The sequence below is a fragment of the Streptosporangium sp. NPDC048886 genome, assembly GCF_055586905.1.
On sequence record NZ_JBVJHH010000020.1, the window covers coordinates 75470 to 94726 of the forward strand.

Sequence of the window (19257 nt, forward strand, 5' to 3'; positions counted from 1 at the left end):
GTTTTCGCGTGAACGCGACGTGCGGTGGCACCGTATCCCCTCCCGTCATCAGCGACATCAGCAACCGACGGAGGAGACGACATGCGTAGAGGTGTTTGGGCGGCGGCGCTCGGGGCGGCACTGTCGGTGACCGCGGTGTCAGCGGTTCCCGCGCTGGCGGACACGGCGTCCGGGGCCGAGCAGCGCGCCCACGTGCGTATCCAGTCGCCGAGGGCCGGCGCGTCGACCGGGGTGGAGGGGGCGGCCTGGACGATGGAGCTGTCCGTCGACTACCGCGACGGCCTCAAGGCGGCGGGATGGAGCGGGCCGCAGGTCACCGGCCCCCAGGGCGGCACCGGCACGTTCGGGCCCGGCAAGGACGACAAGCTGCCGGGCCTTGTCGTCCTGCTCTCCACCACGACAGGCTTCTCCGGTGCCGGAACCAATCTGGCGAACCTGTTCAACGTCACCGGGGTGGCCCAGCGGGGCCAGAGCGGGACCAGGATCTGGGACTCCTGGCTGGTCGGCAAGGCGCTGTTCGGCAAGGACGTCGACAGCGTGGTAACCGTCGCGGTCGTGAAGGACCTCGATGGCAACGGCGTGCTCGACGATGCCCCTGACGTGGTCAAGGACGTCACGGGCGACGGCCGGATCGACGCCCGTGACCTGCGTGAGCTGGGCGTGGCGTCGAACGTCGCCGTGCTGCCGTTCCGGATCAGCGGCGCGGCCGCCTGACCGGCTCGCCACCGCCCGCCCCGGCCGCCGTAGCCGGGCCGTTCACCGCGAGGACGGTAAAAGCCCGCGCCCCCGGATGTGCACGCGCCCCCGGATGTGATCGATCATCGGTCCTCTGGATGTATGAGTCCAAAGGGTGCGATCACGCTCAGTGGTCGTAGGCGATCAGGGATCGTTTGACCGGCTGGCCGGTTTTGCCGCTGTGCCAGATCGCGGCGGTCAGTACGGGGATCCGCGCAAGCACACGGATGACCACCCCACGAGGGGTGCGACCGCCGTGACGCTCCAGATCAAGCTGCGCCTTGAAGGTTTGACTGATCGACTCGATGACTTGGCGCAACGGCTTGAACAGCTGTGCTCCGGCCCGCTCGGCCTCGCCCAGCGGGCCGGACGCAACAAGGTCAGCTCACGGCCCGTGACAGCCCGCTCGAACGCGCGGCCGTAGTGGCTCTTGTCAACGATGATCGTCTGATGCGGATGGCCGGCCGGCTGGCAGTTCGGGAGCATCGTCGAGCATCCGGGCAGCGTGCCGCGCTCGTCGGCCTTGGCGCCGCTCGGCGCGGACGCCACCGGCGGTCCTCCCAGCGTGCACAGAAGATGCAGCCGCGACCTCCGGAAATACCGGGAGTGACTGGCGCAGTAGCCGTCCTCGGCCCACCCGGCCAGCTCGCTGCGCCTGGCCGTCTGCCTCGACCGGCCGCACTCCACCGGGGTGGAATCGACCACCCGCACATCGTCGCTCCACGGCGACGTGTCGGCGGCGAGCACCCTGATCATGCTTGATGCCGAGCCGGATGCCTTGCGTAGTCGCCTGCCGTAGCCGGACTGGCCGGGCGGATACGGGAACATGCCGCCGAGCCGGGCATGGGCGTGGCGTAGCCGGCGCCGTTCGGAGGTGAAGCCCAGCAGCGCCGACATCACCGCCGGCGTGACCAGTTCAGCGCCGCTGAGTGTGGGCGAGATGCCGAACCTCGGGCGCCAGGGGGCCAGGTCCGGCGATGCCTTCAGCGCGTCGCCGATCTTGACTTAGAGTGCCGTTGCGAGGGTGTTCAGGTCGTCCGTCACACATCGATACCGAGCGCCCTCGACCAGGTGGATGGTCCTGGACGGTCGTGATCTAACTCGTAAACAGAAGGCCAGGGCTTCGATTCCCCCGTCGGCTCGTCGCGAAGAAGGCTCCTGAACAGGCATCACGCCGCCGGGAGCCTTTCCTCTGCCGGTGTCATTTCGCGATCTTGCTGACTCCTGTTGCCAAGACCGTGACTCATTCGGTGAGTCGGCGGTAGCAGATCAGGGCAGCGGCGATGGCGACCGAGGACGCGAAGTGATCGGTGTGGTGTCCGTAGCCCTTGTCGTCATGGAGTTTGGTCGGCCGTCGGCGTCGCGTCATCGGGCGCCAGCCGTTGGAGGAACACAGCCACGAACGATCAACGACCAACCCCGAATGCACGGTCTTGGTCATCGCGTCCGGCTCACCGCTCGTGTGCCCCTCTCGCCGGAGGTGGGCTGGTGGATGAGGGCACGTCGAAGGGGCCGGCGGATTCCCTGTGACAACATCCAGCCATGAGGCATGACGGACTGATCGAATTACGGCGCGAGATCCACCGGCACCCCGAGCTGGCCGGTGCGGAGCGACGTACCGCGGCCCTGGTCGCCGATGCCCTGCGCGAAGCGGGCCTGGATGTCCGGACGGACGTGGGTGGGCACGGCGTGGTGGCGATCCTGGACGCCGGGGACGGGCCGGCGATCGGCTACCGGGCCGACCTGGACGCGGTCGCCGTACCGGGTGGGGCGGCCCACCTGTGCGGGCACGACGTGCACACCGCGATCGGGGTGGGCGTCGCGCGGGCCCTGGCGCGCGAGCAGACCTCAGGCCGGGCGGTCTTCTTCTTCCAGCCCGCCGAGGAGACCTGCGAGGGTGCCCGCGCCATGATCGGCGACGGCGCCCTGGATCCGGTCCCGCCGCGGGAGGTCTACGCGCTGCACTCCTGGCCGTTGCCCGTCGGGAAGTTCGGGGTGGCGCCCGGGTTCGGGTATCCGGGCCAGGACATCTTCCGGATCGAGGGCCTGTCGCCCGAGGAGGCGCGGCGATTCGAGAGCCTGATCGAGGGCCTGTCGACGGTGACCCCGGCGACCAGCCCCGACGACCTCGCCCGGCTGGCGGAGGACCTGCAGACCCCCGACGGCCCGCTGGCGAGCTTCGTCTACGCCCAGGTCCACCGCGAGGAGGACGCCGTGCAGGGCTGGGTGCGGGCCTGGCCCGACAGCCGCTACGAGGAGATCCGGACGCTGCTCCGCTCGCAGGCCGGGCCACGCGTACGGTTCCTCGAACGCCATCCGACCCTGGTCAACTCACCGAAACACGCGCTGGCCGGCGCGCGCCACCTGAACGCCACTCTGTTCCACGCGTCCTATCCCTTCAGCGGGGAGGATTTCGGGCTGTTCCTGGAGCGGGCGCCGGGAGCGATGTTCTTCTTCGGAGTGGGCGAGCAGGGGCTTCCGCATGCTTCCGACTTCCTGGTGGACGAGCGCGCCATCGGTCTTGGCGTCGACGCGATGACCGGATTCCTGCGCACCCGCAGCGAGCGACTCTCCTTGACCTTCAACGCGTGAACTCTTGGGCAGGACCGCGCCTTGAGCCTTTCCGCGCCACACCCCCGGCAACGTGCAGGTCGTCACCGTCCTGGACGGCTGGCCGATCTGGACCTCGTCATCCCGCTGGGGAAACCCGTACACCACCTCCGTGGACGCGGTCAGAGGCCCCGGAGCGTTCTCGGGCTCCGGGGCCTCCTCGTGTGTGTCGGCTACTACCGGGCGTACAGATACCAGCGGCCGTTGCGCATGAAGCAGTAGGCGCCGTTCTGGACGCCGCCGTACGCTGAGGCCGCCATCGAGCACTGGCGCAGGTCCCAGTAGGGACCGTAGGTGGCTGCCTGCGCCGTGGCGGGGACGGCGAGGGTGGCGGCGAGAGTGGCAAAGGTGAGGGCGACGCCCACGGCTGCGCGGCGGAGCGTGTTCATATGGAAGGTCATGGACCGAACGGTAGAAGCCGTCCCCCTGCCCGGACGTCAAAGCGGTCTTTGATTCCATGTCATCCGCCAGGGGGACTTTTCGGCCTCAGGGCTTTCGACTCTCGGCTGACGTCCCGCCCCCGTCTCGGCCGTGCTGTGACCCGCCGGTCCGGGGCGAGGGGCACGCCGGGGTCCGTCGGCGGCGTGGATCACGCGTCCGCGGGGGACCACTCCGTGTCGGACATGCGGATGATCGCGACACCGACGGCGCCGAAGGCGACCATCAGGATGACCGGGCCGCCGAGCCCCAGGATGAGGTTCCACGCGCTCGCCCCGAAGACCCAGACGACGAGGCCCACGAGCACACTCGCCGGGAACCACCATCCCGCCCGGCCGGAGCGGGCGTACGCGACCGCGATGAGGACCAGCCCCAGGAAGGAGCCGATCAGTCCGGGCATCTGCCAGGCGGCGATCATCGCGGGCTGTGCCGCGTCCTGCATGAGCTTCTCGGCCTGTGCCACCGGCAGGGCCTGGAAGAGGACGATGTCGAAGAAGTCCGAGATCATCAGGGACGAGAAGTTGATGAGGCCGATGACCGCGACCACGCCCGCGATGTTGGCCAGCCCCGCGCCCTTGCCCCGTACGAGGTGGACCAGGCCGATCACGCCGGGCACGAACAGCACCCAGGCGTAGTGGAGGAGCGTCGCGCTGACACCCACGGCACCCGGGTTGTGCGCGTACACCAGGGGGTCGTCGACCCCGGGCTCGGAAGGGTCGGTGATCATGCCGAGGAGCAGGCAGAGCGGGGCGAGGATGAGGCTCGTGCCCGCGGCGACGCGGCGGAAGGAGCCGGCATTGGAAAGCATGCGGTGGACCGTACGGACCGGTCCTCCGTTCCGTCGTCAAAGCGGTCTTTGATGTGTCGTCCCCCTGCGGACTGATTTCATCCTCACAGTCGTAACCGGATGCCCGGGCCGGGGGACGCGTTCAGGAGAGGGACGGCGGAATGGCGCACGTCATGGCCGCGGTTACCCTCGGAGGGTGCGCTACCGTCGTCCCCCCACGCCCGTCGACTGGCTCGTCGCGGCGGTCGTGGCCCTGTTCGCGGTCGCGGAGGAGGCCAGCGGACGCCCGATGACCCCCTCCAGGGAGCACTTCTCCCTGTGGATCGCCGCCGGGGTCGTCGCCGCCGCCGGGGTGCTGTTCCAGCGCCGCGCCCCCTTCGCGATCCTGGCCGTCTATTCGGCCGCCAACGTGGCGGTGCTCGCCCTGTCGTGGGAGAACGGCGCGGCCTGGCAGTTCTACACCCAGCTCGTGCTGCTGTTCACGCTCCTGTCGGAGGTCGGTCCGCGCAGCGCGAAGGCTGCCGCCGGACTGGCCGCGACCGGGGTGTACGTGACCTTCATGATCCTCACCTCGTCGCCTCCGGCCGGATGGGGTGACGTCGCCGTGGCCCTGGTGATGTGCGCGATCGCGGCGGGGGCGGGCCTGGCCGTACGCCGGCACCGGGTGCTCGCCGTGCAGGCGGCCGAACGGGGGGAACTGCTGGCCCGCGAGGCCGTGTCGCATGAGCGTGCCCGCATCGCCCGCGAACTGCACGACATCGTCGCCCACAGCGTCAGCGTGATGACCCTGCAGACCGCAGGCGTACGGCTGACGCTGCCCGAGGGCCAGGAACGGGATAAACGGATACTCGCCACGGTGGAGGAGACCGGCCGGGGGGCGCTGGAGGAACTGCATCGCATGCTCGGCCTGCTCCGCGGGCCGCAGGCCGACGAGCCGTCGCGGCAGGTCGGTCTCGGCCGGCTGGACGAACTGCTGGAGCAGGTGCGGTCGGCGGGGCTCGACGTGACGCTCGAGATGCGGGGCGATTCGGTGCCGCTGCCCGCCGGGCTTGACCTGTCGGCGTACCGGATCGTCCAGGAGGCGCTGACCAACACGCTCAAGCACGCCGGCCCCACGCAGGTGACGGTGAGCGTCGCCTATGACCCGGGACAGCTCCGGCTGGAGATTCTCGACCGGGGTCCGCGGGAGACGCGTGCGCAGGCGGGGACGTCCGGGAAGGGCGGGCACGGCCTGATCGGCATGCGGGAGCGGGTCGCGCTGTTCCAGGGCACGTTCACCGCCGCCCCGCTCGACTCCGGGGGCTTCGGCGTGCGGGCGGTGCTCCCCCTGTGAACGCCGTGGACGCCGCAGACGGCCCGGAACGCTCCGCACCCCCTTCTCGCCCGCCGGCTCCGGCGGGCTCCGGTGCCGGGGCTGCCGGAGCGGGCGGGGCGGGCGGGATCGGCATCCTGATCGCCGACGACCAGGCGATGATCAGAGCCGGGCTGAGGCTGGTGATCGACTCCCAGCCGGACCTGTCCGTGCTCGGCGAGGCGTCCGACGGGGAACACGCGGTGGAGCGCGTCCGGAGCCTGCGTCCCGACGTCGTGCTGCTCGACATCGAGATGCCCCGGCTGAACGGGCTGGAGGCGGCCCGCCGGATCCTCGCCATGCCGCGCCCGCCGCGGGTGATCATGCTGACGACGTACGACACCGACGAGAACCTCGACAGCTCCCTGCACGCCGGGGTCGGTGGCTTCCTGCTCAAGGCGTCCCCGCCCGAACATCTGTTCGCTGCGATCCGCAGCGCCGCGCGGGGGGACGTCCTGCTCGACCCCGCCGTGACCGGGCGGGTCGTCGACGCCTACCGCCGTACGGCGCCGCCGGCGCCGCGGGTCACCGGGCTCACCGCCCGGGAGGAGCAGGTGCTGCGTCTGGTGGCGCAAGGACTGTCCAACGCCGAGATCGCCGGCACGCTGTTCATCACCGAAGCGACCGTGAGCACCCACATCAACCGCCTGCTGGCCAAACTCGCCCTGCGCGACCGTGCCCAGGCCGTCCGGTACGCGTACGAGTCGGGCATCGTCCGCCCCGGAGGGCCACTGGGCGGCCGGAGCGGCTGAGGTGCTCGGAGAACGGACACGGGCGACGTAGCGCGCTCCGTTCCGTAAACCGGTTGGGCCGGACAGGGGCCGCCTGAATAATGCTGCGGGTGTTTACCGATGCTGATGTCGCGGCGCTCTATGACGTGCTCAATCCATGGAACGCCGAACGGCCGGACTCCGCCTTCTTCGACGACCTGGTGATGTCCGCGCAGGCCGTACTGGATGTGGGATGTGGCACGGGGAGCATGCTGCACCAGGCCCGGGAGATGGGTCACGTCGGGCGGCTGGTGGGGCTGGACCCGGACCGGGCGGCGCTGGAGCGGGCCCGGCGGCGTGCCGACGTCGAATGGGTCGAAGGGGTCGCGGCGGACGCGGCCTGGGACCGGGAGTTCGAGCTGGCGACCATGGCCAGCAACGCCTTCCAGTGCTTCGTGACCGATGAGGAGGTGCGCTCGTCCCTGGTCGCGATCCGGGCGGCCTTGCGGGAGGGCGGGCGGTTCGTGTTCGAGACGCGCCATCCGCAGGCGAGGGCCTGGGAGGGGTGGAACCCCGGCAACGCCACCGAGGTGGTGGACGGGGCCGGGCGCAGGCTCCGGGTGTCGCACTCCGTCGAGTCGGTGGCCGGGGGCGTCGTGTCCCTGACCGAGACGACCAGCGAGGCGGACGGCGAGGTGCTCTGGGTCGATCGGGGCAACCTGCGCTTTCTGGACGTGCCCGAGCTGCGCGGGTTCCTGGACGAGGCCGGGTTCGTGGTCGAGGAGCAGTTCGGGGACTGGACGCGCGGGCCGATCACGGACGGCAGCCGGGTGATCCTCATGATCGCCCGGCGGGCCTGAGGACGCACCCGCCCCCGTCCCGCTTCCGGCGCCCGGGCCCGCCGGAGAACGACCCTGTGAAGATCACCGGGCTTCTGTTACCGTTACCCGCATGAAGCGCGCTGCCATGACGACGACGCCGGAGAGTGTCCCGGCGCGCTGACAGCTGACTTAGTCCGAAGCCCCGGGGCGAGTGCCCCGGGGCTTCGTCTTGCGGTCACTCGCCCGATGTACGCGAGGAGACCGCAATGCACGACCACCGCAAGCTCGGCCGCGAGCTGGGCCTGTTCGACACCGACCCGCTGATCGGCGCGGGGCTGCCGTACTGGCTGCCCGACGGCGCGGCCGTACGGCACACCCTGGAGGAGTACATCCGCACCGCGGAGCGGCGGGCGGGCTACCGGCACGTGTATTCGCCGGTGCTCGGCAAGCGGGAGCTGTATGAGATCTCGGGACACTGGTCGCACTACAGCGACGACATGTTCCCCCCGATGGACCTCGGCGGTGAGCAGGTCGTCCTGCGGCCGAGCCTGTGCCCTCACCACGCGGTGATCTACCGCTCCCGCTCCCACAGCTACCGCGAGCTGCCCCTGCGCATGGCCGAGCTGGGCGGCATGTACCGCTCCGAACTCTCGGGCGTGCTCGGCGGGCTGACCCGCGTCCGGGCCATCCAGCTCAACGACGCGCACATCTTCTGCACCCTGGACCAGGTCGCCGAGGAGGCGCGGGCCGCCCTGGAGATGATCCGCCGGGCGTACGAGGCGCTCGGCATCAGCCCGGCCCGCTACCGGCTCTCCCTCCCGGGCCCCGGCGGGAAGTACGTCGCCGCTCCCGAGATGTGGCAGCGCTCCACCGCCCTGCTGACCGAGGTCCTCGACCGCTCCGGCCTGCCCTACGAGGCAGCCGAGGGGGAGGCCGCGTTCTACGGCCCCAAGATCGATGTCCAGGTCGCCGACGGCGCCGGCCGGGAGTCCACCCTGTCCACCGTCCAGGTCGACTTCCACCAGCCCGAGCGGTTCGACCTGCACTACATCGGCGCGGACGGCGCGAAGCACCGGCCGGTCATGGTCCACCGCAGCATCATCGGCAGCGTGGAGCGGGCCGTGGCCCACCTCGTCGAACAGCACGGCGGCGCCTTCCCCGCCTGGCTCGCCCCCACCCAGCTGGTGATCCTCCCGGTCTCCGAGGCCGAGCTGCCGGACGCCGCGGCGCTCGCCCGGCGATGCGCCGAGCTCGGGCTGCGGGCCGAGCTCGCCGGGCCGGAACGCGGCAGCCTGGGCGCCCGCATCCGGGAGGCCCGCCTTGTGCCCTACCAGGCCGTCATCGGCGCCAGGGAGGCCGCCGACGGCCACGTCGCCCTGCGCCTGCGTGACGGACGCCGCCTCGACCCGCGGCCCGCCGCTGACGCCCTCACCCGTATCGGCGCTCTCGTCGAGGCGCACAGCGCCGACCTGTGGGACGGCGCCGCCCGCGGATAGCGGGCGGCACGGCGGGTGACCAGCCGACATGACGTGGATGACAGCCGGGCAAGCCGCTTGACATGACGTGGATGGAGGAATGCTCTCATCATGTCAAGCGTCGGTGGCATGGCAGCGCAGCCTGTCCGGGCCGTTCAGCGGATGACGCGGCGGGTGCGGCGGCTGGCCGAGCGGACGCCGCCGCAGCGGGAGCGCCATGTCGACCTGCTGCGCGCCGTCGCGATCACGGTGGTCGTCGTCGGGCACTGGCTGGTGATCTACGTGGCCCGCGACGGCGCGGGCTTCCAGGGCGGGAACATCCTCGAGGTCGCCCCGTGGGCCCGTCCGCTGACCTGGCTGTTCCAGGTGATGCCCCTGTTCTTCCTGGTCGGCGGCTTCGCGAACGCCGCGTCCTTCGTCTCCCACCTCGAGCGGGGCGGCAACGCCACGGGCTGGGTGCTGGTCCGGACCGCCCGGCTGCTGCGCCCGACGACGATCTTGCTGGGCGGGCTAACGGCGGCGGCCGTGACGGCCGGGCTCCTGGGGGCCGCGCCCGCCCTGATCGGCGCGGCGGTCTGGCTGGCCGGGATCCCGCTGTGGTTCCTGGTCGCCTACCTCGCCGTGATGGTCCTCACCCCGCCGATGTACGCCCTGCACCGGCGGGCGGGTCTGGCCGTGCCGATCGTCCTGGCGGTCCTGGTCGGCGTGGGCGACCTGGCCCGTCTGGTGCTGAACGTCCCCTATGTGGGTCAGGCGAACTACCTGCTCGGCTGGCTGGCCGTGCACCAGCTCGGCTTCGCCTGGCAGGACGGGCGCCTGCCGTCCCGGCGGAGCGTGGCTCTGCCGATGGCGGCGGCCGGGGCCGTCATCCTCGTGCTCCTCACGGTGGTCGGCCCCTATCCGGTCAGCATGGTGGGGTTCGGGGAGAAGATAGAGAACACCTCTCCGCCCACGCTGGCCCTCCTCGCCCTGGCCGTCACCCAGACGGGAATCGCCCTGTGGACGCGGGACCCGGGGAACCGGTGGCTGCGGCGGCCGGGCCCGTGGACCGTCGTGGTGGCGGTCAACATGGTGATCATGACGCTTTTCCTCTGGCACATGACCGCCGTGGTGATCGGCGTCCTGGTGCTCCACGCGACGGCGGTGATGCCCGAGGCCCCGCCTGGGTCGGCGCTCTGGCTGCTCCTGCGCGTCCCCTGGCTCGCCTGTCTGGCGCTGATCCTCGCCCTGCTCGTCGCGGTGTTCGGGCGGTTCGAGCGGCGTACGGGGCCCCGGGCCGATCCCGTGGGCGCGGTGAGGGGCGTGTGGCCCGCCGCGCTGACGATCGCCGGGGTCGGCGCCGTGCTCGCCGGGCTGCTGTCCCTGGCGCTCGCCGGCCTGGACTACCACGGGGTGACGGGCCTGCCCGTGCGGGTGCTGGCCGCCTACTTCGGCGGTGTCGCCGTCCTGGGTTCCGTCCGCCGGTGGTACGCGCGTCCGGCGCGGGAGTGACCGGGCGGGCCGGCCTGCCGGGGGAGCCTCCACACACCGGCCGGGGGAGCCTCCACACACGGGGGCTGTCCGCGGCGCTCCCGGGTCGCCGGGAAACACCGGCCGGGGTCCCGGGAAACACCGGATTCCCGCCGTCGGACCCGTGGGCGGCGGTCGGACGGGTGTCGCATACGCTCGCCGGGTGGACACCGACCGCTCCGGCGCCCTCCGGGCCGTCCGTGACCTCCCGCCCGAACCCCCGGCCGGCGTCCGCCACCGAGCCCGCCGGCCCGCCGAGACGTCTGGAGCGCGCGTGAGCCCCACCGGCAAGGTCCTCTACGTAATCGTGTGCGCCGCGGGCCCCGCCGCCGGGGTCGGCCGTCTCGTCACGATGGCCCAGGAGGAAGGCTGGGCCGTTCAGATCGTCGCCACCCCGCAGGCACTGGACTTCGTCGACGCCGGCGCGCTGGAGGCGCAGACCGGCCGCCCCGTACGGAGCAGGTACCGCAAGCCGGGCGAGCCCAAGCCGCCGCGGCCCGACGCCGTCATCGTCGCCCCCGCGACCTACAACACCATCAACAAGAGCGCCCAGGGCATCGCCGACACCTACGCCCTCGGCCTCCTCTCCGAGGCCACCGGGCTGGGCATCCCCGTCGTGGTGCTGCCGTGCCTCAACAGCGCGCTCGCCGCCCGCCTCCCGTTCCGGCACAGCGTCGAGAGGCTGCGGGCCGAGGGGGTGCGGGTGCTTCTCGGCCCCGGGGAGTTCGAGCCGCACGACCCAGACTCGGGGGAGGACCGCACCGACACCTATCCGTGGGGGCTCGCCCTCGCCGAGCTGAACCGGCTCGCCCGCCCCTCCGGCCGGGGAGCGCCGTCGCCGGAGCCGGAGAGCGCGTCCGCGGGTCAGGGGGCTCGCAGGGGACCCGTCCGCGGATCAGGGGGCTCATAGGGGGACCTGTCGGCAGATCAGGGAAGCTCGGAGGGGGAGCCGTCCGTGGGCGGCTCTCCGCCGGGTGGGGCCGGTCAGCCGATGCCCATGACCGTCATCGCCACCGACAGGCCCAGCGCGCCGACCCCGCCGGCCGCGCCGGCGACCGCGGTGCCGCGCCGGTCGGCCAGGCCGCGCCGCTGAACGCGGGCGGCCAGGACGAACAGGAGGCCGCCGGCCATGAACCACGGCCCCCACAGGTAGGTGTACCAGCGGATCACCGGCAGCAGCTCCGCCGCGATCCCGGCGCCGTCGAGCTGCAGGAGCAGCCCCTGCACGACGAACAGCCCGCCGTGCCACAGCAGCAGCACCCCGGCGCCCCAGGCGGCGAACTGCAGGAGCCGGCTCGTGCCCGTGCCCCAGCGGCGCACCAGGGCGAGCCCCAGCACCCCGCCGACGATCTTGAGCGCGCCGGTGACCCACAGGACCACGATGAACCAGGTGACCCCGTCCTGCGCCAGCCGCGCCAGCGAGGGGGAGATCGTCGTGGTGACGCCGGCGGTGCCTCCCAGTGCCCAGTAGAAGCTGGGCAGGGCGAACAGGAACCCCCACGCCGCCGCGCCGTACCCCGCCCATGCCGCGTGGCGCGACCGCGCCGCCGTCGCCTCGTCGACCTGTGAATCCGTCATACCCCCGATGATCACGTCGGGTCCCGTCCGGGACCTCCCACCCTGAGGTGATCTCCCTCCCCCGCCGGAGGGAGGGAGATCACCGGCTCAGGCGCGGTCCCGGAGCGCCGCGGCGGTCCGGGACGCCGGCGTCAGGCAGGCTCCAGGCGGGCCACCAGCCGGTAGGAGAACCCCTTGCCGGCCGGGGAGGAGGCGTCGATGTACTGGGTCCCCTCCGTCGGGGTCACCGGGATGCGCAGCAGGAGGTCGTCACCGATGTGGTCGTCCTCCCACACCTCGATCGTGAACGACGCGCCGGGGTAGACCGTCAGGTGGACGTACGGCCCGGCCGAGCGCGAGGAGGAGCCGGGTGAGCACGCCGAGGCCTCGCTCGTCCACACCCAGCAGGTCCCGACCTTGGTGTCGGCCTCGTCGCCGTTGGTGGGCCAGATGTAGTAGTGGTCGCCGTTCGACTCCTTGACCTCGACGCGGATCTCGTCCTCGCCGCTCTCCTCCAGGTCGATGGCCTGCAGCGAGCCGAACACGAGCTTCATGGGCGCCGCGGCGGCCGCGGCGGCCTGGGCGGGCGGCGCGAGGGCGGCGGCCAGAGTCAGCGCGGCGGCGGTGGTGACGATTCTGGACAGGATGGTACGCACGTGATCCTCCGTCAGTAAGCGGGCTCTAGGCGGAAATTGAGCGCGTAGTGATAGCCGTTGATGTCGGCGTCCTCGCGGAAGTACTGGTTCTCGCTGATCGGCTGGGGCCAGATCGGCACGTTGACCAGCGGGTCGTCCCCCGAGATGTCGTCGTCGTAGAGGGTCACCATCAGCAGCTTGCCGTCGGCCGTGTAGCTGGGCTTGTTGGCGTTGTAGTAGCCCCGGTAGTTGGTCCCCGGAGGGCAGCCGTCGCCGCTGATGTAGACGCAGTCGTTGACGGCGACCGACAGGGCGCCGGTGTTGGTCGGGAAGAGCTGACGGGTCCTCCCGTCGCGCTGGGTCTGCACGTAGATCTCGTCGTGTCCGCTCTCCTCGAGGTTGTAGGCGATGAAGCTCTCCAGGACGACCCTGACCATCGGCGCCGGCTCCGCGTGCGCGGTCCCCCCTGCCAGCAGCGATCCCGCGATGACCGCGACGCTCAGCGAGGCCCGGGCGAATAGGCGATGCATGCTCTCCCCTGTCAACGGCGATGAGGTTCGCCGGACAGCTTGGTCAAGGCGCCTTGTCGATCTCTTGGAAGCCAGTGGTATCGGCCCCGCCCCGTGGGCCCGGCGTCCCGGCGGCCCGCCGGGCCCTCGGCGTCAGCGCAGTACGGCGCAGCCGCGCCCGCTCAGGCGGTGCAGGACCTCCGGGTCGCCGTCGAGCTTGTTCCAGCGGAGGTCGAGCTTCTCCAGCGCGGGCAGGTCGGCGAGGTTGTCGGGGAGCTCGCGGAGCCGGTTGTTGCGCAGGTCCAGGTGGGTGAGGCCGCGCAGCCCGGCGAGGGAGCCGGGCAGGGAGGTGATCGCGTTGTTCCTGAGGTCGAGCTGCCTGAGCCGCGACAGGTCGCCGATCGAGGCGGGCAGGCCGGTGAGGGCGTTGTTCATCAGGTGGAGCTCGCGCAGCTCGCGGAGGCGGCCGATGGTCTCGGGGAGCTCGCGCAGCCGGTTGCCGTAGAGCCGCAGCTCCCGCAGGGCGGTGAGGCCGCCGAGGGCGGCGGGCAGGGCGGTGAGGCGGTTGTCGGTCAGGTTCAGGTAGGTCAGCCGGGTGAGCCCGCCCAGGGACGCCGGGACCGAGGTGAAGCGGTTGTCGCTCAAGTAGAGATAGTCGGTGAGGCCGTGGAGGTCGCCGATCGCCTCCGGGACCCGGGTCAGCGCGTTGTGCCCCAGGTCCAGCATGCGCAGCTCGGTCAGCCCGCCTATCGCCTCCGGCACCTCGGTGATGGAGTTCTCCGCGAGGTTCAGGGAGCGCAGGCCGGTCAGCCGCCACAGGGCGGCGGGCACGGAGGTCAGGGCGTTGCCGCCGACGGCCAGGTGCCGCAGGTTCCGGAGCCGGCCGATGGTCTCGGGCAGCTCGTCGATCGCGTTGCCGTACAGGAAGAGCGTCCGCAGCCCGGTCAGTTCGGGGACGCTCTCCGGGAAACGGGTCAGCGCGTTGCCGTCGAGGTGGAGGTCGCGCAGGGAGGTGAGGCCGCGCAGGTCGGGCAGGTCGCGCAGCCGGTTGCCGTCCAGCTGGAGGTGCTCCAGCCGGGGCAGCCACCCGACCCACGGGGGCAGCTCGGTCAGCTCGTTCCAGGCCAGGTCGACACGGCGCAGCGGGGCCGGGTCGCCGGCGGGCGCCGGGATCGCGGTGAGTCCGGCGCCCGGGGCGTTCAGCTCGGTCAGCTCGGTCGACTCGTTCAGCATGATTCTCCTCCAGGACGCGGCCGTACCTTACCGAAGACGCCCGGGCGTGGCGCGTCCGTGGCCGTGGCGCGGGGCAAGCCGTACGAACCGGCCGCTTTCCACCGGGTGCGGCGATCCCGGCGTGGAGGTGGGGTGACCAAGACGCTGGATCCGCCGCGCACGGAGGGCTCTTGGTCACATACTGAAGCGGCATGCAAGCCGATAGTGACCGACGAGGGGCGCGGCGGTGACGGGGATGATCCTTCAGCGAGTCCGCACGGAGGAAGGCGCGGGCCGGTCCGGGACATCCGAACCACCCGAGATATCCGAGCCGTCCGAGATAGACGTCAGTGTGATCGTTCCGGTCCACAACTGCCGTCCCTATCTCGACAGGTGCCTGACCTCCCTGCTGATCCAGCGGGTCAGCAGGGAGATCGTCGTGGTGGACGACGGCTCCACCGACGGCAGCTCCGATCTGCTCGACCTCTACGCCGCCCACCACCGCAACGTCATCCGGATCGTCCGGCAGCGCCACTCCGGCGGCGCCGGCCGTCCGCGCAACGTCGGGATCGCGCACGCGCGCGGCAGATACGTGTTCTTCTGTGACGCCGACGACTACCTCGGCCCCGAGGCGCTGGAGCGGATGCTCGCGATGGCCGACCGCAACGGCTCGGACATGGTCCTCGGGAAGATCGTCGGGCATGACCGCAGGGCGCCGGTCTCGATGTTCCGCGAGAGCGCCGATCGGGCGCCGCTCGGGGAGAGCTCGGTCTACAACAGCCTGAGCTGCTTCAAGCTGTTCCGCCGGGAGATGCTGGAGCGGCACGCCATCCGCTTCGACGAGACGCTGCTGGTGGGGGAGGACGTGGTCTTCACCGCCCACGCCTACTGCCACGCGAGGGTGATCTCGGTGGTCGCCGACTACGACTGCTACCACCTGGTCGCCCGGCCCGACGGCAGCAGCATCATGCAGCGGCCGGGGAGCCGCGACCCGGTCTCCTGGCTGCGGATGATCAGGCGGCCGATCGAGCTGGTCGTCGCCCACGTGCGCCCCGGCGCCCTCCGCGACCACCTGCTCCGCCGCCACTTCCGGCTGGACGCCTTCGGCAGCCTCGGCAGGCCCTTCCTGGAGGCGGGGGAGGTCCAGCGCAAGGAGATCGTCGCCGAGGTGGCCGACATGTGCGACCGGTGGCTGACCGACGGCGTCCGCGACCGGCTCCCGCCCATCGACCGCAGCCGCATCGCCGCCCTCCAGGACATCGACCGCCTGGTACGGCTGGCGCACATCGAGTCGGCCGCGGTCCGCCGGGAGCTCACCGAGCTGCGCTGGGACGGGCGGGGCCGGCTGGCGATCTCCGGCCGGGTCGGGCTGAGCGCGCTGGGGCAGGGCGACCGCCCGGAGCTCGTCGTCGGCGGCCTGGCCCTGGTGCTGCGGATGCGGCGCGACGGCGCCGAGCCGGCCGCCGACCTGGTGGTCCCCGTCAGCGGCGGCTGCGACGGGTTCACCGGTCTCGTCGACGTCGGGGAGCTGCCCCCGGGCGTCTGGGACGTCCACGTGACCGTCGAGTGCGAGGGGATCACCCGGCTCGCGCGGCTCGGCGCCGGCCGGGACGGGCGGATCGCCCAGCCGGTGCCCCGCCTGGTCGGCGACGTCATCGCCCTGCCCTACTTCACCCGGCCGCACGGCAACCTCAGCCTCGACGTCGGGGGGCACGTGATGAGCGTGCCGGCCAGCGTGCGGCTGACCCGGACCCGCTGGTCGCTCGGCCACCGGCTGATGCTCGACGGGGAGGTCACCGTCGGCACGGGCGCGCCGGGGGCGCACGCCGTACGCCGTCTGGTGTGGCGGGAGCGGTGGTCGGGGCGGGAGCGGCACGAGCGGGTCGCGGCCGGGGCGGGGGGCGTGTTCGCCGCCCGGCAGGCGGCGGGCCGGCTGGGGCCGGGCACCTGGGACGCCTACCTGGAGCTGGATCTGGGGGGTCCGCCCGCCCGGTTCCGGATCGAGGCGGAGGCGGAGGCGATCGTGCCGCCGCGCACGTGGTGGCGGGGGCTGGTGCGGCGGAGCGTGCGGCCGTACGCCACGGCGGGCAAGGGGCGGCTCAGCGCGGTGGTCCGCACGTTCACGCCCCGCACGTTCATGGAGCGGATACTGCGCTAATGCCACCTTCTTGCAACTACAAGCCCATGGCCTAAAGTAAGGGGCGATTCCGCACTTCGGAGGCTTGTCGTGCACGTACCCGATGGCTTTTTCAACGTAGCCGTGTCGCTCTCAGCCGGGGCCGTCGCGGCCGCCGGCGTCGCGGTCTGCCTGCGCGGCGCCCGCCGCGAGCTCGACGACCGGACCGCTCCCATGGCGGGCCTGGTCGCCGCCTTCGTCTTCGCCGTGCAGATGCTCAACTTCCCGGTGGCCGCCGGCACCAGCGGCCACCTCCTCGGCGGCGCGCTCGCCGCGATCCTCGTCGGGCCCTACACGGCCGTCTTGTGCGTGGCCGTGGTCCTGCTCGTGCAGGGCTTCTTCTTCGCCGACGGCGGCCTGACCGCGCTGGGCGTCAACATCACCCTCATGGGCATCGTCGCCGTCCTGGCCGGCTGGGCGGTCTTCCGCCTGATCACCCGGAGCGCGCGGAGCAGGCCCGCCGTCGTCGCCGCCTCCTTCGCCGCCGCGCTGGTCTCGGTGCCCGCCTCCGCGCTGGCCTTCACCCTGCTGTTCTGGCTCGGGGGCACCGCGCCCATCGAGGTCGGCACGGTCGCCGCCGCCATGGGCGGCGTGCACGTGCTCATCGGCATCGGCGAGGGCCTGATCACGGCGGTCACCGTCAGCACCGTGCTGGCGATCCGGCCCGACCTGGTCTACGGCGCGCGAGGGCTGGCCGCCCCGCTGGTCCTGCGCGGCGCCGACGGCGACGCCGTGGTGTCCCAGGGCGCCCCGGCCCCGGCCGCCGCCCGGCGGCCGGGCTGGTTCCTGCCCGCCGGCGTCGTGGTCGCGGCGCTGCTGGCCGGGATCGTCAGCTTCTATGCCTCCTCCTCACCCGACGGCCTGGAGAGGGTCGCCGAGGACAAGGGCTTCATCAGCCAGGCCACCGACCACGCCCTCGGCGAGCAGCCCCTGGCCGACTACGGCGACGTGGGCGGCATCCCGGTCGGCGTGGCCGGCCTGATCGGCGTCGGGGTGACCCTCGCGGCCGGGGGCGGGCTGTTCTTCGCGGTGCGCCGCCGTACCAAGGGCGACAGCGACAGGCGCGAGGAGGTCTCGGCCTAGTGGGCGCCGGCCACCACCACCAGCTCCACCTGCCGGGCGACACGACCGTCCACCGGCTGCCGCCGCAGTGCAAGCTGGCGGCGGTGGCCTGCTTCGCCCTGGTCGTGGTGGCCACTCCGCGCGAGTGGCTGTGGGCCTTCGGGCTCTACGCCCTGCTCCTGGCCGCGGTGGCGCTGACGGCGCGGATCCCGCCGCCCTTCCTGCTGCGGCGGATGGCGGTCGAGATCCCGTTCGTGCTGTTCGCGGTGGCGCTGCCGTTCATCGGGATCGGCGAGCGGGTGTCCTTCCTGGGGCTGTCGTTCAGCGTCGCGGGACTGTGGGCCGCCTGGAACATCCTGGCCAAGGCCACCCTGGGGGTGGTCGCGAGCGTCCTGCTGGCGGCCACCACCGAGCCCAGGCTGATGCTGCTGGGCGCGCAGCGGCTCAGGCTGCCGCCGCTGCTGGTGCAGATCGCCATGTTCATGCTCCGCTACATGGACGTGATCATCGACGAGATGCGCCGGATGCGGGTGGCCAGGGAGTCGCGGGGGTTCGCGGCCCGAGACGTCCGGCACATCCCGGTCATCGCCAGGTCGGCGGGCGCGCTGTTCATCCGGTCCTACGAGCGGGGCGAGCGGGTGCACCTGGCGATGCTCAGCCGCGGCTACAGTGGCTCGATGCCGGTCATCCAGGACATGTCCGCCTCGTCGCGCCAGTGGCTCGCCGCCGGCATGTTGCCGGGCGCGGCGCTGGTGGTGCTGCTGGGAGGCTGGGGACTGGCATGACGCCCTCTCTTGAGGTGAGCCGCCTGGCCTACGCCTACCCGGACGGCACGCAGGCGCTGTTCGGCGTCGACTTCACGATCGGCCGCGGGGAGCGGGTCGCGCTGCTCGGGCCGAACGGCGCGGGCAAGACGACGCTGGTGATGCACCTCAACGGCATCCTGACCGCCGGGCACGGCACGGTGGCGGTGGCCGGGCTGCCGGTGGAGAAGCGCTCGCTCAAGGAGATCCGCAGGCGGGTCGGGCTGGTCTTCCAGGACCCCGACGACCAGCTCTTCATGCCGACCGTCCGGGAGGACGTGGCCTTCGGCCCGGCCAACCTCGGGATCGGCGGCGAGGAGCTGCAGCGCCGGGTCAAGGACGCCCTGGACCGCGTGGGCATGTTGGAGGCGATCGACCGGCCGCCGCACCACCTGTCCTTCGGCCAGCGCCGGCGGGTGGCGGTGGCGACCGTGCTGGCCATGGAGCCGGAGATCCTGGTGCTGGACGAGCCGTCGTCGAACCTGGACCCGGCCTCCCGCCGCGAGCTCGCCGAGATCCTGCGGGGCCTGGACGTGACGGTGCTGATGGTCACCCACGACCTGCCCTACGCGCTGGAGCTGTGCGAGCGCTCGCTCATCCTCTCCGGAGGCGTGATCGCCGCCGACGGGCCGACCCGGGAGATCCTCGCCGACGCCGGGCTGCTCGCCGCCCACCGGCTTGAGCTGCCGTACGGCTTCGCGCCGCCCTGACCGGCTCCTCCGGGCCGTGGCGCGGGGCCGCGGCGCACGGGGCGGTGCGCGGCGGCCGTCCCCGGCACGCCGATCCGGATCAATGATCGCGGGTCGCATGACCTCGCGTACGGTGATGGCGAAGTAAAGTGGGTCTGCCTCATGGGCGCGAGGAGGA

General features: G+C 72.1%; 18 protein-coding genes and 2 pseudogenes. 12 read left to right on the top strand and 8 right to left on the bottom strand.

Features of this window, described 5'->3' with window-relative positions:
* Positions 1-81: 81 nt before the first annotated feature.
* Positions 82-714 carry a hypothetical protein gene (locus tag ACZ6R6_RS24860; RefSeq protein WP_470097039.1) on the top strand — a complete coding sequence of 211 codons (633 nt, stop codon included), beginning with the start codon at positions 82-84 and terminating at the stop codon, positions 712-714.
* Positions 715-862: 148 nt separating this feature from the next.
* Here the strand turns inward: ACZ6R6_RS24860 and ACZ6R6_RS24865 are convergent.
* Positions 863-1734: pseudogene (locus ACZ6R6_RS24865) on the bottom strand (transposase).
* Between the two features lie 244 nt (positions 1735-1978).
* A complete protein-coding gene (locus ACZ6R6_RS24870; RefSeq protein ID WP_470097041.1) occupies positions 1979-2176 on the bottom strand; it encodes a hypothetical protein in 198 nt (65 codons plus the stop codon).
* Positions 2177-2277: 101 nt separating this feature from the next.
* Between ACZ6R6_RS24870 and ACZ6R6_RS24875 the strand changes: the two genes are divergently transcribed.
* The gene (locus tag ACZ6R6_RS24875; RefSeq protein ID WP_470097043.1) at positions 2278-3327 is read left to right on the top strand and encodes a M20 metallopeptidase family protein; all 1050 of its coding nucleotides are present in this window, start codon (positions 2278-2280) and stop codon (positions 3325-3327) included.
* 194 nt (positions 3328-3521) lie between these two features.
* Here the strand turns inward: ACZ6R6_RS24875 and ACZ6R6_RS24880 are convergent, their stop codons facing one another.
* Positions 3522-3746 carry a hypothetical protein gene (locus tag ACZ6R6_RS24880; RefSeq protein WP_470097045.1) on the bottom strand — a complete coding sequence of 75 codons (225 nt, stop codon included), beginning with the start codon at positions 3744-3746 and terminating at the stop codon, positions 3522-3524.
* A gap of 188 nt (positions 3747-3934) precedes the next feature.
* Positions 3935-4591 carry a hypothetical protein gene (locus ACZ6R6_RS24885; protein WP_470097047.1) on the bottom strand — a complete coding sequence of 219 codons (657 nt, stop codon included), beginning with the start codon at positions 4589-4591 and terminating at the stop codon, positions 3935-3937.
* A 175-nt stretch (positions 4592-4766) separates the two neighbouring features.
* Here ACZ6R6_RS24885 and ACZ6R6_RS24890 point away from each other — a divergent pair, with 175 nt between their 5' ends.
* The 6 genes and pseudogenes from ACZ6R6_RS24890 to ACZ6R6_RS24915 all read left to right on the top strand — a co-directional run bounded on the left by ACZ6R6_RS24890 (position 4767) and on the right by ACZ6R6_RS24915 (position 11346).
* Positions 4767-5903 (top strand): sensor histidine kinase, encoded by a 1137-nt coding sequence (locus ACZ6R6_RS24890; RefSeq protein WP_470097049.1) that lies wholly within the window; start codon positions 4767-4769, stop codon positions 5901-5903.
* Positions 5900-6673, top strand: coding sequence for a response regulator (locus tag ACZ6R6_RS24895; protein WP_470097050.1), 774 nt, complete (start codon positions 5900-5902; stop codon positions 6671-6673). Before ACZ6R6_RS24890 ends, ACZ6R6_RS24895 begins: the two co-directional genes overlap by 4 nt.
* Positions 6674-6753: 80 nt before the next feature.
* Positions 6754-7491, top strand: a complete 738-nt coding sequence (locus tag ACZ6R6_RS24900; protein WP_470097051.1) for a class I SAM-dependent methyltransferase — start codon at positions 6754-6756, stop codon at positions 7489-7491.
* Positions 7492-7715: 224 nt separating this feature from the next.
* Positions 7716-8948, top strand: a pseudogene (gene thrS / locus ACZ6R6_RS24905) (threonine--tRNA ligase); the annotation flags it as partial.
* A 108-nt stretch (positions 8949-9056) separates the two neighbouring features.
* The gene (locus ACZ6R6_RS24910; RefSeq protein WP_470097053.1) at positions 9057-10418 is read left to right on the top strand and encodes an acyltransferase family protein; all 1362 of its coding nucleotides are present in this window, start codon (positions 9057-9059) and stop codon (positions 10416-10418) included.
* Between the two features lie 292 nt (positions 10419-10710).
* Complete coding sequence (locus ACZ6R6_RS24915) at positions 10711-11346, top strand: flavoprotein (protein ID WP_470097055.1); 636 nt, start codon at positions 10711-10713, stop codon at positions 11344-11346.
* A 74-nt stretch (positions 11347-11420) separates the two neighbouring features.
* On the opposite strand, the gene ACZ6R6_RS24920 is transcribed toward ACZ6R6_RS24915, so the two are convergent.
* The 4 genes from ACZ6R6_RS24920 to ACZ6R6_RS24935 all read right to left on the bottom strand — a co-directional run bounded on the left by ACZ6R6_RS24920 (position 11421) and on the right by ACZ6R6_RS24935 (position 14370).
* A complete protein-coding gene (locus ACZ6R6_RS24920) occupies positions 11421-12014 on the bottom strand; it encodes a DUF3995 domain-containing protein (RefSeq protein ID WP_470097057.1) in 594 nt (197 codons plus the stop codon).
* 131 nt (positions 12015-12145) lie between these two features.
* Entirely contained in the window at positions 12146-12649 is a 504-nt protein-coding gene (locus ACZ6R6_RS24925) for a hypothetical protein (RefSeq protein ID WP_470097059.1), read from the bottom strand.
* A gap of 11 nt (positions 12650-12660) precedes the next feature.
* On the bottom strand, positions 12661-13158 hold the full coding sequence (locus ACZ6R6_RS24930) for a hypothetical protein (RefSeq protein WP_470097061.1): 498 nt from the start codon (positions 13156-13158) through the stop codon (positions 12661-12663).
* A gap of 132 nt (positions 13159-13290) precedes the next feature.
* Complete coding sequence (locus ACZ6R6_RS24935) at positions 13291-14370, bottom strand: leucine-rich repeat domain-containing protein (RefSeq protein WP_470097063.1); 1080 nt, start codon at positions 14368-14370, stop codon at positions 13291-13293.
* A 331-nt stretch (positions 14371-14701) separates the two neighbouring features.
* Between ACZ6R6_RS24935 and ACZ6R6_RS24940 the strand changes: the two genes are divergently transcribed.
* From ACZ6R6_RS24940 to ACZ6R6_RS24955, 4 genes are all read left to right on the top strand, one after another.
* Positions 14702-16507 (top strand): glycosyltransferase family 2 protein, encoded by a 1806-nt coding sequence (locus tag ACZ6R6_RS24940; RefSeq protein WP_470097065.1) that lies wholly within the window; start codon positions 14702-14704, stop codon positions 16505-16507.
* A gap of 69 nt (positions 16508-16576) precedes the next feature.
* The gene (locus ACZ6R6_RS24945) at positions 16577-17608 is read left to right on the top strand and encodes an energy-coupling factor ABC transporter permease (RefSeq protein WP_470097067.1); all 1032 of its coding nucleotides are present in this window, start codon (positions 16577-16579) and stop codon (positions 17606-17608) included.
* The gene (gene cbiQ / locus ACZ6R6_RS24950; protein ID WP_470097069.1) at positions 17608-18372 is read left to right on the top strand and encodes a cobalt ECF transporter T component CbiQ; all 765 of its coding nucleotides are present in this window, start codon (positions 17608-17610) and stop codon (positions 18370-18372) included. The genes ACZ6R6_RS24945 and cbiQ overlap by 1 nt, the downstream gene beginning before the upstream one ends.
* Positions 18369-19100, top strand: coding sequence for an energy-coupling factor ABC transporter ATP-binding protein (locus ACZ6R6_RS24955; protein WP_470097071.1), 732 nt, complete (start codon positions 18369-18371; stop codon positions 19098-19100). Before cbiQ ends, ACZ6R6_RS24955 begins: the two co-directional genes overlap by 4 nt.
* The last annotated feature ends 157 nt before the right edge of the window (positions 19101-19257 follow it).

Excerpts from the sequence above, each read along its gene's own strand:
- ACZ6R6_RS24900 (WP_470097051.1), top strand. The coding sequence starts at position 6,754 with ATGCTGCGGGTGTTTACCGATGCTGATGTCGCGGCGCTCTATGACGTG.
- ACZ6R6_RS24880 (WP_470097045.1), bottom strand. The coding sequence starts at position 3,746 with ATGACCTTCCATATGAACACGCTCCGCCGCGCAGCCGTGGGCGTCGCC.
- ACZ6R6_RS24935 (WP_470097063.1), bottom strand. The coding sequence starts at position 14,370 with ATGCTGAACGAGTCGACCGAGCTGACCGAGCTGAACGCCCCGGGCGCC.
- ACZ6R6_RS24955 (WP_470097071.1), top strand. The coding sequence starts at position 18,369 with ATGACGCCCTCTCTTGAGGTGAGCCGCCTGGCCTACGCCTACCCGGAC.
- ACZ6R6_RS24870 (WP_470097041.1), bottom strand. The coding sequence starts at position 2,176 with ATGACCAAGACCGTGCATTCGGGGTTGGTCGTTGATCGTTCGTGGCTG.
- ACZ6R6_RS24875 (WP_470097043.1), top strand. The coding sequence starts at position 2,278 with ATGAGGCATGACGGACTGATCGAATTACGGCGCGAGATCCACCGGCAC.
- ACZ6R6_RS24910 (WP_470097053.1), top strand. The coding sequence starts at position 9,057 with ATGGCAGCGCAGCCTGTCCGGGCCGTTCAGCGGATGACGCGGCGGGTG.
- ACZ6R6_RS24860 (WP_470097039.1), top strand. The coding sequence starts at position 82 with ATGCGTAGAGGTGTTTGGGCGGCGGCGCTCGGGGCGGCACTGTCGGTG.
- ACZ6R6_RS24885 (WP_470097047.1), bottom strand. The coding sequence starts at position 4,591 with ATGCTTTCCAATGCCGGCTCCTTCCGCCGCGTCGCCGCGGGCACGAGC.
- ACZ6R6_RS24930 (WP_470097061.1), bottom strand. The coding sequence starts at position 13,158 with ATGCATCGCCTATTCGCCCGGGCCTCGCTGAGCGTCGCGGTCATCGCG.
- ACZ6R6_RS24920 (WP_470097057.1), bottom strand. The coding sequence starts at position 12,014 with ATGACGGATTCACAGGTCGACGAGGCGACGGCGGCGCGGTCGCGCCAC.